The 13,778-nt window shown below is 42.3% G+C and carries 11 protein-coding genes and 3 pseudogenes; 3 read left to right on the forward strand and 11 right to left on the reverse strand.

Annotated elements, in window-relative coordinates; genetic code table 11:
• Positions 1 to 40 precede the first annotated feature (40 nt).
• The 5 genes from WH37_RS31845 to WH37_RS31865 form a co-directional block, all read right to left on the reverse strand.
• On the reverse strand, positions 41 to 919 hold the full coding sequence (locus WH37_RS31845) for a carbohydrate ABC transporter permease (RefSeq protein ID WP_046234693.1): 879 nt from the start codon (positions 917 to 919) through the stop codon (positions 41 to 43).
• Between the two features lie 112 nt (positions 920 to 1,031).
• Entirely contained in the window at positions 1,032 to 1,922 is an 891-nt protein-coding gene (locus WH37_RS31850) for an ABC transporter permease (protein ID WP_046234704.1), read from the reverse strand.
• 98 nt (positions 1,923 to 2,020) lie between these two features.
• Positions 2,021 to 3,790, reverse strand: a complete 1,770-nt coding sequence (locus tag WH37_RS31855; protein WP_046234694.1) for an extracellular solute-binding protein — start codon at positions 3,788 to 3,790, stop codon at positions 2,021 to 2,023.
• Positions 3,791 to 4,022: 232 nt separating this feature from the next.
• Entirely contained in the window at positions 4,023 to 4,367 is a 345-nt protein-coding gene (locus tag WH37_RS31860) for a rhodanese-like domain-containing protein (protein WP_052737383.1), read from the reverse strand.
• Between the two features lie 202 nt (positions 4,368 to 4,569).
• A complete protein-coding gene (locus tag WH37_RS31865) occupies positions 4,570 to 5,370 on the reverse strand; it encodes an AraC family transcriptional regulator (RefSeq protein WP_046234695.1) in 801 nt (266 codons plus the stop codon).
• A gap of 189 nt (positions 5,371 to 5,559) precedes the next feature.
• On the opposite strand from WH37_RS31865, the gene WH37_RS31870 reads away from it, so the two are divergent.
• Positions 5,560 to 6,762, forward strand: coding sequence for an MFS transporter (locus WH37_RS31870; RefSeq protein WP_046234696.1), 1,203 nt, complete (start codon positions 5,560 to 5,562; stop codon positions 6,760 to 6,762).
• Between the two features lie 186 nt (positions 6,763 to 6,948).
• Here WH37_RS31870 and WH37_RS35155 read toward each other — a convergent pair.
• From WH37_RS35155 to WH37_RS31895, 3 genes and pseudogenes are all read right to left on the reverse strand, one after another.
• Positions 6,949 to 7,397: pseudogene (locus WH37_RS35155) on the reverse strand (CBS domain-containing protein); the annotation flags it as partial.
• Between the two features lie 288 nt (positions 7,398 to 7,685).
• Complete coding sequence (locus WH37_RS31885; protein ID WP_046234699.1) at positions 7,686 to 7,904, reverse strand: hypothetical protein; 219 nt, start codon at positions 7,902 to 7,904, stop codon at positions 7,686 to 7,688.
• 554 nt (positions 7,905 to 8,458) lie between these two features.
• Complete coding sequence (locus WH37_RS31895) at positions 8,459 to 8,902, reverse strand: nuclear transport factor 2 family protein (RefSeq protein WP_046234700.1); 444 nt, start codon at positions 8,900 to 8,902, stop codon at positions 8,459 to 8,461.
• 255 nt (positions 8,903 to 9,157) lie between these two features.
• Here WH37_RS31895 and WH37_RS31900 point away from each other — a divergent pair, with 255 nt between their 5' ends.
• On the forward strand, positions 9,158 to 9,733 hold the full coding sequence (locus tag WH37_RS31900) for a TetR/AcrR family transcriptional regulator (RefSeq protein ID WP_046234701.1): 576 nt from the start codon (positions 9,158 to 9,160) through the stop codon (positions 9,731 to 9,733).
• A 174-nt stretch (positions 9,734 to 9,907) separates the two neighbouring features.
• Here WH37_RS31900 and WH37_RS37615 read toward each other — a convergent pair.
• A pseudogene (locus WH37_RS37615) lies at positions 9,908 to 10,217 on the reverse strand (LysR family transcriptional regulator); the annotation flags it as partial.
• 1,184 nt (positions 10,218 to 11,401) lie between these two features.
• On the opposite strand from WH37_RS37615, the gene WH37_RS31905 reads away from it, so the two are divergent.
• Positions 11,402 to 11,962: an IS110 family transposase gene (locus tag WH37_RS31905; protein WP_074905055.1), complete on the forward strand. Its 561-nt coding sequence runs from the start codon at positions 11,402 to 11,404 to the stop codon at positions 11,960 to 11,962.
• Positions 11,963 to 12,124: 162 nt separating this feature from the next.
• Here WH37_RS31905 and WH37_RS35165 read toward each other — a convergent pair.
• Positions 12,125 to 12,208, reverse strand: a pseudogene (locus tag WH37_RS35165) (VOC family protein); the annotation flags it as partial.
• A gap of 601 nt (positions 12,209 to 12,809) precedes the next feature.
• Entirely contained in the window at positions 12,810 to 13,379 is a 570-nt protein-coding gene (locus WH37_RS31915; protein ID WP_231594453.1) for a class I SAM-dependent methyltransferase, read from the reverse strand.
• Between the last annotated feature and the right edge of the window lie 399 nt (positions 13,380 to 13,778).

Here is a 13,778-nt window from a genome sequence, read left to right on the forward strand (position 1 = left end):
CCCCAATTCAGTTGCATCTTCTCGGCCGGGAAGAATTACCCTAGGACTTCACCGAGCCAAGCACAATTCCTTTAACAAAATACTTTTGCAAAAATGGATACACGAGTAAAATCGGCAACGCGCCGATAAAAATTTGCGCCGTTTTAATAGTACGGTTCGAGAAATTCGCTATACTTTCCGATGTTACACCAATCCGCGACATATTGTCACTAACAATCATAGAGTGCAAATAAGTGGCGAGCGGATATCCATCCGGATTGGTCATATAGATTACGCCGTCAAACCATGAATTCCAATGAGATACCATTGAAAATAAAGATAAAGTCGCAATGGACGGCATCGATACGGGCAGATAAACGCTCCAAAGCACTCTCAAATGACCGGCTCCATCGATATGGGCAGCCTCTTCCAGCTCCTGCGGAATCGTCCGGAAGAAATTGAGCATCAAAATCATATTCCACACGCTGACGGCCGAAGGCAATATCAATGCCCAAATTGTATCGATCAGATGCAGCTTGCTGACCAATATATACGAGGGGATCAGACCACCCGAGAACAGCATCGTGAAGACGAAAATCCAGATGTAAATTTGACGCCCCGGGAATTTGTAGCTGGATTTCGATAAGCTGTAGGAAGCCATCGTGACCACGACCATAGAAAGTATCGTGCCTAACACGGTCCGCTCTACGCCAATCCACATGGCTTTAAGAAATTTCCCGTTGGCTAGCGTCTGGACATAGGCGTCCGTCGTAAAGCCGACCGGCCAAAAATTGACGATATTCGCTGTTGCCGCAGCCCGTGAGCTGAAGGATACCGCAAGCACATGGACAAGAGGAAGAATGCAAATGAGCGCCAGCAGGCAGAGAAAGACGGTGTTCAGTATCGTAAATACGGTGTAACCTCTAGAGCGGTAGTGCATGGTCGACCTCCTCAAGCGTAAACGGCTGAAGCCGTCCTTTGGCGGCAAAGCAACCGTTTCGCGATGAAATATAAGTCTATTTATAAGTGTGAGGCTTATAAATTCTTATATTTTAAAAAATCCGGTAGTTAGCTAGTTTATATGCCAATCTGTAGCTGATGACGATTAGAATGAAGCCGATTAATGACTTGAATAGTCCAACCGCCGTTCCGAAGCTGAATTGTCCGTTGTTCAGTCCTTCCCGGTAAACGAATGTATCAATGATATCTCCGTGCGAATACACGAGCGGATTGTACAAGTTCAAAATTTGATCGAAGCCGGCATCTAAAATCCGGCCGAGCGATAGCGTCGCTACCACGATTACGATTGGCAAAATGAGCGGGATGGATATGGATTTGACTTGCTGCCAACGGGTAGCCCCGTCGATTTCGGCCGCTTCGTATAAAGCCGGATTGATGCCTATTAGAGTAGCCAAGAAAATAATGGCAGAAAAACCAAATTCCTTCCACACATCGCTAAGGATGACCGTAAACCGGAACCATGGACCGTTGCCTAAGAAAAAGATGCTGTTTATGCCGAACGAATGAAGGACGCGATTGACGATTCCGCCCTCCGTCGATAGAATATCGAGCATAATGCCACCCAAGATGACCCATGACAAAAAGTGCGGCAAATACACAAGCGTCTGCACGACTCTCTTAAAGAAAATCTTCCTGACTTCATTGAGCAACAGAGCGAATACAATGGGAATGAATAAATTCATAATTACCTTAAATGCGGCGATAATTAACGTATTCCATATGACCTGCTTGCCGTCCGGATACGTGAACAGATACCGGAAATGATCCAAGCCCACCCAAGTCGACCCCTTGATGCCAAGCCATGGTTGATAATCTTGGAAGGCAATGACAACTCCAAACAACGGGATATATTGAAACACGATGCATAATATTAAGGCCGGCAACAATAGCATGTGGAACGGCCATGTTTTTCTCCAGTACATTGCCACTTCGTACCCATCCTTTCATCGGAAAAACGGAAAGGAGACCGGCAGCAAATGCTGCCCTCTCCTCCGTCCTCCATTCCTGTTGTCAGCGCGCGTTACTGGTTTTCCGCATACCACGCATTGACTTCATCCGTAATTTTCTGGCCGCCATTATCCAGCCATTCTTTGACGAATTCATCGAAATATTCGATCGGTTGATCGCCATAAATAATTTTGAGGTAGCTTTCAGTAGCAAGCTTCTTCAGCAATTCGCCTTTGGATTTCATCGTTGGCGTCATTGGGCCGGTAAAATAGTTTTTCCCCTCCGTGATGCCTTGGTTAATACGGACGCCCTGACCATCGATTTGTTTCTTCTTCATTTGTTTAACGTCAAATTCTTTGGAACTTACGGGCTCAGCGTTAGGGTCGGCCAAAAACTTCTTGACTGGGGCCTCGTTGGAGTAAGGGATCGTCACGCTTGAGCCGAGAATATTCGTCATCATGAATCTCATATCCATACTTCTTCCGTCTTTAAGCGGCCATTGGTCTGCCGGAACGCCCGCTGCTTCGTAATCGCCCTTGATGAGCTTACCGTTGTATTTCACATAATCGTATCCTTCATAGTAACCGTCTTTCCAACGTGGATCGAAGAACGGATCGCCTTCTTGCTCCAATTGTTTCGCGAACATTTTGTTGAAATAAGCGAACCATACTTCGATATCCTTGAAGTCTTTATTAAATACGGTGAAGCCCGAAACCAACATTTTCTCCGCACGACCTACCAAGCCATCCGGACCAGCTGGAAGCGGATATGGCTCAAAGTCGGCTTTTGGATCGTTCTTGGTCGCGTCGCTCAGCGGCCAGTCACCCATCCAGGCCGGACCGAACATAATGCCGGCTTTGCCGCTGGCAACCAATTCGGAGGATTTTGACGGATCCTTGATTCCAGCTTCTTTGTCCATATAACCTTTGCTCATCCAATCTTTCATCGTTTGCAAATACAATTTGGCGTCTGGGTTAATCGCGCCATAGGTCAGCTTGCCATCTTCCCCCTTGTTCCAGAAACTGCGGATGTCGGAGGTATTGATCATTTGGGTGGTAAGGGCTGCAACAATGGCGTCCGTCTGTCCCATCCAAGTCCACGGTCCTTCTTTAAGCGGAACGGCCAGACCGATCGTATCGTTCTTTCCGTTTTTGTCGGGGTCATTCTCCGTAAATTGCTTGAGCACGTTTTCGAACTCGGCCAGCGTCTTAGGCGGCTGAAGACCTAGATTATCAAGCCAGTCTTTGCGAATCCACATAACGGTGCCTTCGTCACCCATGAAGAAGGATGGCAAACCATAAATTTTTCCGTCTTTTTTGACTTCGCCAAGTGTGTATCCATAATTTTTCAATAATTCCTTATAGCCTGGATGCGCATATTTCTCTATAGCTTCGTCCAGAGACATTAGTTTATTAGCTGCAAGCAAGCTTTGAAGCGGCTCCCCCTGGGCTCTGAAAGCATCAGGAAGCTTGGCGCCACTGGAAAGCAGGAGGCGAAGCTTCGTATCGTAATCTTCCGGTTTCGTTACAATAAAATCGAATTTCACGTTGATGCCCATATTTTCTTTCATCCAGCGAAGATTCATGTTGTCTTCCATCGACTCGCCGGGCTTGAACGCATTGCCCCTCGAAGCGCCATCATCGACAATGGCAGTCGTAATCGTAACCGGAGGGTCAAACTTCTGTTCCCACGTACCCGCCCCAGACGAAGCGCTTTCAGCTGTGCTTGCCGGGCTGCCAGACGGCTCTTGATTATTATTGCTCGAACATGCGGCTAAAGTCGGCAATACTCCAATCGCAATAGAAAGCGCTAACAACTTTGCGAACTTAACATAATGACCCATGTTTTACCCCATTTCTATATATTGATGATACAAAGCTAATTATATGGGCAACGAGTGGCTGTTTATATATTCGGTTTTTAACCTTATATCAAAAATCGTACATTCGTCTTTTCGGTCAGGCTCCCCTTGATGGTTTAGTTACAGAAAACGATACAAAAAAAGAACTCCTCCTATTATACAAAGCTAATAGGCTGAGCTCTTTGATTTAAAGGTTTATTTATGAGCCGCTCAATTATTTAATGATATAGAGAGACCCAAATCCTTGCTTTCGCAAAATTCGCGCTGCTTTTCTTGATTTGAAAACCTTCGTAGAGCATATAATGACATTATCCTCACGAACCAAATGCTTTTTCCATACATAAGGAAGGCGACCTAACGAGATATTGATCGTTCCCGCAGTAGGCTCAGCCAAATACTCGACAGCATCCCGGATATCAATAACTTTGTATTCACGAAACTCTTCTCGCCGTTTCAAAAATTCTTGATAGTCGATAAGCTTGAGGTTCGGTAAAGGCCATAAACAGCGTATAGCTACGAACATTACAATAATTATGGATAAAAAAATATACCAAAACATTCCGAATCCCTCTCTTATGTCATTCGGATTTTAACTGCAACTGCTTTTCCTGTTCCCGGTTCATTCAGAAGAATACTTCATAGATATCATTCAATAAAAGCATGCGCATGCATTTAATTTAGCGCAAAAAGCAAATGCTGTCAAGCCTAACGCGTTCCCTTCATGTACATTTTCTGCGGAGTATGCTTGACTCCTCCGCTCTTTATAAATTTATCCGTTCGCGAAGCTCCCGTTTACGATATTGACTAGGTGATTCAGTCATTAGTCGTTTAAATAAAATAGTAAAATAATTCGCATTTTCATAACCAAGCAAATGGGCGATCACCGAAATTTTCAGCTTGGTTGAAACAAGCATTTGTCTGGCGTCGGCCATGCGACGATTTAAAATATAATTGATCGGCGAGTCGTTATACTTTCGATGAAACACATGAGAAATATAATAGGGATTCAAGTGAAACTCGGTGGCAATATCCTGCAGCGTGAGATGACGCAAATAGTGAATATCCAAATATTCCTTAATTCCAATCGCCAAGGATTCTGCATTCCGAACCTTATTCAAGGTCGTATTTTCTTTATTCAACCGATGCACCCAAACGACCAATACCGTCAATAATTGCTGGGTGGCCTGCTGGTACTGATCCCGTTTATGCTGCGCCTCTTCAAATAACAAATCAAATAACGATTGAATCGTATTTTTGTGTTCTTTTGTTTTCATGACAGGGCAGCATTCGAACGGTATTAACATCTCCATATCCGGATGTAAAATGCCGCTATAGTAAAGCGCCAGCGGATTATTCTGGCTGGAGTACTCTTCATGAATTACGCCTTTATTGTATACTAACAGGTCTCCCTCCTGCACCGCATAACGTTCCCCCGCAATCGTCACAACGCCTTCGCCCTTCGTTACAAAAATCAGCTCGCTGAAATGCTGATGCCGATGCGTCGGGAAGTTCCAATCCGGCTGCTCCAATACTTTTCCAATATATTGTAAGGTTAGATTCATAGATGTCCTCGTCTCATTCCGCATATTACTTGCTTTCCCCTCATTATCATTTATACAGGCTGCAAATAGCAAGATCTATCACATTTTAATGAAGGAAGCCAAGATGTTGCATTGTAAATCCATTGATCAGAAATTATGATTATATCTTGTATATAATATAGAGAAACAGACAGGATAGGAGAATTTTCAATGTTAAATTCACAATCGCTTGCCGGCGTTCAGTCGCAGCGCAAGGAGAAAATGCCGGCCTCGCTTATGTGGTTAACGATGGGAGCCTTCGCCATTGGCATGACCGAATTTTTAGTCATGGGACTGCTGCCTAACGTGGCGTCCGATCTTAACGTGACCATTCCCCAAGCGGGTCAAATCATTACGAGCTATGCCCTAGGCGTTGCAATCGGCGCACCACTATTGACCATTATGACGCATTCCGTTGCTAAGAAAAGATTGCTGCTGCTGCTTATACTCATTTTTATTCTGGGTAATGCCTTTTCCATGCTTGCTCCCACGTATCCCTTGCTCATCTTCGCAAGAATCGTGACGGCGCTGGCGCATGGCACTTTTCTTGGCGCAGGCACTTTAATCGCGACACATCTCGTTCCTCCCCACAGAAAGGGAAGTGCAGTAGCACTTGTATTAGCTGGACTTACGATTGCCAACATTGTTGGCGTACCCTTCGGCACCTTTATCGGTCAGGAATTCGGATGGAGAGCTTCTTTTGGCGTCATCACCGTTTTGGGCATTGTTTCACTTGCAGGAATCTGGAAATACATTCCTATTATTTCCGAAAGCCACAATGCGAGCGTTTTACAGGAAATTAAGGCTGTTGTTAAACCTCAGGTTTTGCTAATGCTTATAGCTGGCTTATTTGGCTGTGCAAGCTTGTTCGCCTTATTCACCTACATCTCGCCCGTGCTTCAGGAGATTAGTGGATTTAAGGAGCAGAACGTCACCTGGATTCTTGTCATTTTCGGCATATCTGTAACCATTGGCAATTTAATTGGAGGCAAGCTGGCGGATTGGAAGCTGCTTCCCGCTCTTATGGTTAATTTTGCATTTTTAAGCATCGTGTTAGCAGCTTTATCGGTTACCTTGTACAATCCTATTTTGGCCATAGCAACTTTATTTATTTGGGGAATTGCCGCCTTCAGTATTATGCCGGGCATCCAGCTCCGCACAATGACTTTGGCGAGTGAGGCTCCCATGCTTGTCGCGACGTCCAATCACTCTTTCCTTAATATGGGGAATGCTTTGGGCGCCTATATTGGTGGCGTCGTCATTACCCATTCCGGTCTAATCGGCTTGCCATGGCTGGCAGCGGGCCTAGCCTTGATCGGCTTCTTGCTGGTCATCGTCATTCTATTGGCTGATAAAAAGACCGGGCGTATCTAAAATAAATTTTAGATTTCACGGATTCTAACTGTGAATACCCAACGAAACGCAAATAGAATAAGACCGTTATTCACGGTCTTATTCTATGTTAGAGACTTGTTTATTTGATAAGATTCACTTCAATGATCATTTCTACTTTACGAATGCGGTTCTTGCTGACTTCTCTTATGACAAACGTTAAATTTTAATTTCTTCAATTCCTTTACGTTCAACCGCGTCAAATTCATCGTGAATTTCCCTACAATTTCTTCGAGAATGTCTTCTATGGTTACAAGCCCAGACGTTCCGCCATATTGGTCGATGAGAATAGCAAGATGAACTCGCTCCTGCTGCATACGTTTAAGCAATACTTTCAAAGGAGTTGCTTCGGAAACGGTCACGACGGGATGAAGGAGCTTTTTCACATCGAATTCGTTATCAATCTCAACATTTTATAAAAATAATTGCTTTGTGTTAATCATTCCTACTATCTGATCTTTATGCTCTGTCGCTACGGGAAACCGTGTATATTGCTCTTTCTGAATAATCTCCATGTTCTCGGATATAGATAAGTTCGTAAATAAACAAACCATATCGGTTCTTGGAACCATGACATCCTTTGCAACCATATCATCGAAAGCAAAAATACGATTCATACTGCTTTTAATTAAATTTGGTCATTTTCACAATAAAATAATCACTTCTTCGCGTTTCTATATATCTGATGTGGTTTTGCTAGCCCATACAGAATGTGTGTCAATCTGAGGAACATTTGTTAAGGCAATTAACTAGATCTAGTACAAGCAAGGAACGTCAAAGCTCTCCGGCATGCTTCGATTTTCTTTGAGAGGATAGAACCCAATAAATCAAAATAGCAGTGAGAACGGCTATACCGCCGCAAAGATTCGGGGGGACATCTAATCAAATATAGCTAAAAAATGTTCTTACTTGAGCTCATAGTAAACATCCGGTACGGGCGTTTGTTTGAAAATGGATTGTTTCCTCAAGTAGGCTTTCCCATTTACCTGAACTTCAAGCTCATTGAAGCTTTCAATGAGACCCCAACCAACCATTTTATCCTGATTAAGAACAATCACGAAATAACCCATAAAAATCGCATTATCAAACTCGAAATCAGAGTTAAGTGTTGTATTTACACTCATAATTTTGCACTCCTCTCTTTTTTAACATTTTTTCTTCTCCTACTAGATTTATTGTTTCTTCGATGAATTGTGTTTCCTGTAAGTTTCAAAATGCACTTGCTAATATCGATTCAAAACTTTGTGGCGGACGACCTGTTAATTTCTCAATATCACCAGTAATAATATCAAAGTCCCCATTAGAAAAATTTTGCTGTATCCTCACAACGCTTGGGATCATTTCACTGGGCAATCCCGAATGCATTAGCTGACTTTGGAGTGACTCAAGTGGTAATGTACGATAAACCATTGCTTTACCGCTAGCCTTAGCGACGGCCTCTGCTCTCTGCGCACCAGTCAGACTTTCTATCCCTGTACCTGTATATATTGCCCCACTATGAAACCCTCAACATGCATTTTAGAGCCCGTAACTTTCCCAATGCCCGCCATAAGAAACATAAGGACTAAAGCACTTTGCAAAATAATCGAAATCATTGACAAATCATTCTCTCCTTGAAAAAATGAATAATAAAAGACGGGATTCAACAAGGTATTCCCGTCTTTTGGTAATATTTCGCTTAGCTTTGTAAGACCTTTGCTTCAACGAAAATGTATTTTGATGTGCGTTCCTTAATGAGCCACTTTTCATTTTGACGTACATATACATCATGATATTGAACACTATAATCAGTGAGGACTTCTGTGCCCTCTTCACCGTCACGCAACATTTTTATATGAGAAAATACTACTCCTGTTGCAGTATCTCCATCCACGTTTACAACATGCTGCCCATTCAGAGAGAAGTATCGTTTCACAAGTGAAACGTGACCGTTGAACTCCTCTTCCAGTTGTGCGGTGCCAGATACATTAGCCACCAATTGGTCACTCATATATACTTTAAATTGGGTATCTGGGGTAAATAATAGCATTTGATCTGAAATTCTTTTCTCATCGGTTAAAGTTGCATAAGCATCCACGAGTTCTCTTAATTCAAGTTTTGCTTGGATCGTTTCTAGTGACATGATGTTATCCTCCTGGTAATTTGGATTAGAGTAAGTTAAATAGATTATTTGAAATATTAAAAAAAACTAAAATGGGGTTATTATTTATATCACTCCTTTCTCAAAATGCTCAGTTTTAAAATCCAACACTTGTTGAATAACTTTTTCTTATTGCTTATTATATAAGGTATATCGATTAGATCAATTGTTAATCATTCGGTTTTTGTTCGATATTCAACAGAAGATCGTGTTTTGTTGTATTTTTTCAGGGAGGTTATGCAATTGGAAGGTAAAGTTGACAGAAGAATTACAAGAACAAAAGAGGCTATTTTGCAATCCTTTATTACTTTGGTCTCTGAGAAGGACTTTGAAAGCATTACGATCAACGATATTGCAGATCGGGCTAATATCAATAGAGGCACCGTATATTTTCATTTTGATGATAAATACGACCTTTTGAACAAATGCATAGACGAAAACCTAAATAAAATGATTTCGGCTACGACTGAAACAAATGCTAGCGGGGAGACTGTCGATTTGATAAAATCCTCCTTTTTGCCCGTTATGAATTATTTTGCAGAGAACCATCGATTTTATGCATCTATGCTTGCGAATAAAGGAATACCTGCATTTCGTGAACGGATGCTAGAACTCGTTACGAGTCACATCAAACTCCACATTGATATGGGTGGCAATAATCAGAATTACAGCAAAGAGCTAGTGACTCAATTCATGGGCTCAGCATTTGTAGGGGTAATCGAATGGTGGATTCTCAATAACATGCCACAATCTCCTATTGAGGTAGCTGATCAGTTATGGGGTTTGTTGAAACGGAATCAAGTCATCAATTAATCATCTTGAAGTCATGCTGCTCATGGCACGACTTCATTTCCCAAAATTTCTGAGTAGCTAATATCAAATGATAAACAAACAAAAAAGCTCCCGAAACGAGTCGGCAGCCTCTTTGTTTATTTCAGAAAAACAACAGATAGAAGAGGACTTTGCTTCCTATAAAGTGTAGACTCACTAACTAAGGAAGTTCAATTTCTTCTGGGTTTCTTTAAGGAATAAGTCGGCAGCAGCCGAAAAGACTTGATGCTTTTTCCAAACCATATTTAATCCCGATAACAGTGTTGGAACAACGGTCTAAAACAAAGTTTGCTTTCGACTGACGTATTCACTATATTATCAAGTGTTATGGCATAACCGACACCTTCTTCAACCAATCAAAATTATCAACAAACCAGTCCGCAAATTCATTCTTAGTATATGTCTGTTTCATTACTTGTCTTGAACAAATTAAAGGTGCATTTATTAGGTCATCCGCTTGAACCGTAAATCGCTAACTATTTGTGCAATCTGTTTCTTTGCCTCTGTTTCTTCCATCGATTTAAACTCAGCCTCGACTTTTTCGACCATCTCAACGAACTGTTGTTACAAGATAAGCAAGTGGCCCTTGTTACAGGTGCGCATCGAGGAACCGGATTTGACAGAGATATAGACCTGTCAGCCATTGTCCAGTGCGCTAACTGTAAACCAGTTCTTCGGTACTATGGGCCCCTCGGACTCCCTTCCTGCAGGTATCTCATTTCGCTTTCTGGCTTATAGAGTACCTCTTTACAGTTTTTTTTTCTGTGCAGGGGAGGGTCTCCCCAGTTCACTGCATCCTCTTTCATACCATGCCGATCCCTCTACGCCGGAGGATTCTTCGCTGTTGTTCCAAGTTCTATACAGCTTCCATGGCCTTCGTCTAATTAGGCGAGACTCGGCATCCTCTTTTCCCTCTTGCGAGGCCTTTTTGACGACGCGGCAGGATTCACTTTATGTTATGGCCTGATATGTCGCTCGCCCTGTCTCTGACAGGTACTTTTGTCGGTACGCTTCTACGCACAGATTTCGCCATACGCAGGTACCCTAGCTACGCGGGGGCTTGGCCCCTCCCATGACCGGACTTTCACCGGCAAGAAGATGCGTGCCTCTGGGCACGCCCTAAGCAAAAAAGGCCAACCAGATATCTCTGGTTGACCTAATAATACGAAATAAAGTCCTAGACTACCTCTGTTTTATTGAGCTAACGTTCCCCGTCGTATTATGAGGTCAGCCAGTTTTTACTGGTTGACCATTTTTGTTTAGGTGGTGTATTTGTCAGTAGCCGGAGCAGATCGGTCGTTCCCCTGGGTTTGAACCCGTCGCTAAAACGGATCGCCCCCTACTTGTAGAAACCATGTTTAAGCTGGTTGAGACGAATAGATCTCGCATAACAAGCGATGTTGTGGAACTATGAGCAGTGCTAGGGGTACTGGAAATATTTATGAGAGGGAGAGTGTTTATGAATCCAGTCATTGGTCTGGATATTTCAAAAGGTAAAAGTGATGGACAAGTCTTCTTTAACAAAGGCCAGCCCTATGGGCAGCCATTTTGCTTTTAGCATAACCAAGAAGGTCTTAGCCAGCTCTTAGACGTCATTTCAAACGTACGAATTAAGACCGAGAAAGCCCCCACTGTTATCTTGGAGTCAAAGTGGCACTATCATCAGATCAGGCTGTTATTCAGTTCCTGGAGGAACACGGCATCTTGTTCTTAGTCGTAAATCCGCTCATTTCACATCAAGCGAAGAAATCAAGTCTACGCAAAGTGAAGACCGATGCAGTCGATGCTTATCGGCTATGTGAACTGTATTACAAAGAGGAATTTGAAGACCATAAACAACGAGGGGTTCAACTCCTCAATCTTAGACATCTTACACGTCAGTTTGACTCGCTTACCCAAATGTATGTACAGGTAAAACTGCAGTTTCAAGCGGTTTTAGATCAGGTCTTTCCGGACTACAGAGGTATTTTCGGTGATCTCTATTCGAGAGTATCACTGCAACTTCTTAAGCAATTTACGACTCCTACAGCCTTTCAAGCAGCTGGAGAATCGAATATTGCCCACACTATTGCATATCTATGCCCAAGTCGTTCTGTTCGCTGGGCTGGTGAAAAATCAAGTCTTATCGTAGTGGCTGCAGCAAACAATCCTTTTCAAAAAGTAAGCTACACCAGCCATCTTATTCGTTTAAGCTTTGTAGACTTAGCTTAATTAGCATATTTATTATTCAAAAGAAAAACCTTCCAATACTTGCTGAGAAGGTTCTTTAGCATGCCTAATTTTAGTATACTGCCTTCGCCAAATAAATTTAAGAGAAAAATATTGACAAGATATTAGCTGGTTTTAGCTCAATAGCAAATGAATTACAACTCGTTATTTCTCCCAAAGCTCGACCAGTCGACCTTCAGGATCTTCAATCCAAATAAACTTTCCAAATTCACTAATCTCTTTTTTCTTTGCATAGTCTCATTTCCTAAGGGTGTATTCTTCACCAAATTCCTGAGAAGCCAGGGACGGATCAGTTTTAGCGTCCAAGTATATTTCACTTCAAATCCGACATCGACCGGACGCTGATCGGCGATGACTTGCTTTAGCCGTTGCTCCTGTTCATCCGAAAAGCGTTTGGAAACGCCCGGATATTCACCCAAATCCAGACCTGCAAGGCCGTTCTCACGGTAGCTCTTCCAGTATCCGCTGATGGCCGGAAAAGATCTGCCTAAAATATCCGCATTTTCAGTGAGGGTTCGGCCTTCCAGATGCAGCCAGATGGCTAAATATCTTTCATACAGCCGGGTACTTTCCGTTTTCTTCATGGCTTCTGTTAGTTTTTCGATTTCTTGATTGAGAGTCATTTTGATCACGGCCTTTTCAGGCTCTTTCTTATTTCTTACCCGATTCAAGCGATTCTTCATGTTACGAGTTCAATTTATATAGCTATAAAACTCACTCCCAAAACTAAGGTGACATATTGGGAACGATCAGTAAAGAAAAATATTAGAGTTTCTCACCTTTCTTCTATGCTTCTCATCTACTATACAGGGTTCATGGGTAGAACTTTTCATTTTTTTTGACATACATACACAAAAGCTGGCGGGAAGTTAGCCATGACATAATGAATGCGAATGATACTGAAATGCTGTTCCAGCTGCTTTTTCATTTGCAACGAATATTGGAATGCTACGAACCAACCTCCTGGTTTGAGCGTCTGCACAACCTGCTCCATAATACCGTCGCGAAGTTGTTGAGGAAAGTTAGCAAACGGTAGACCACTAATTACGCAATCGATTTGTTCGATGCCCTTACTTCGTATGGCTTCATCAAGTTGAATCGCATCTGCAAAGAAGTTATATTCTGAATATTGTTCCTTCAGCAATTGACGTAAGGTTGGATCTTTCTCGAACACAAACACCTTTCCACTTGAATGGACTTCCTCTTGAATAAAATGGGTAATGGCTCCTGTGCCTGCACCAAGTTCTACGACATGACGGACTGTACCCCAAGGGATGGAAGAAACCATTTTTTTCGCCAATGTCTTTGAACTAGGAGTAACGCTTCCAATTTGTTTGGGAAAACGAAGGAACTTGGATAAAAATAGATACTTTTCTGACACTGACATACTCTTATTCATGATAAGATCACCTTTTTTCTTAGTGTTGATTTCTGGGTTCGAAAGATACGTGAAATGGGATACCAGGTGGAACTCACAGAAGCATTAGCATAATCCATAATTTACTATATTATGACCACTGAAGATCCTTTTTAGTTTTCTATACTGTGTTGCTTTAAAGCGTCGAGCTATTGAACTCCCGTTTAGTTTGATCAAATATCTCAGTTGGTCAATAATTCTATTAGTAAATCCTTATCTTCGTCATATGTCATTATTAAATCTTTTAATTCAGTTAGTGATTTCGTAAATTAGATCGTCAGGGTCATGGAACTTAGCAGACATACAGATTTCTTTAGTTGTAAACCCTATTCAAAATTTTCAAAATCGCTGAGCAGGTCTCCTGTTTCTCATTTATACAAA

The sequence above is a fragment of the Paenibacillus algorifonticola genome, assembly GCF_000971975.1.
GTDB classification, from domain to species: domain Bacteria; phylum Bacillota; class Bacilli; order Paenibacillales; family Paenibacillaceae; genus Pristimantibacillus; species Pristimantibacillus algorifonticola.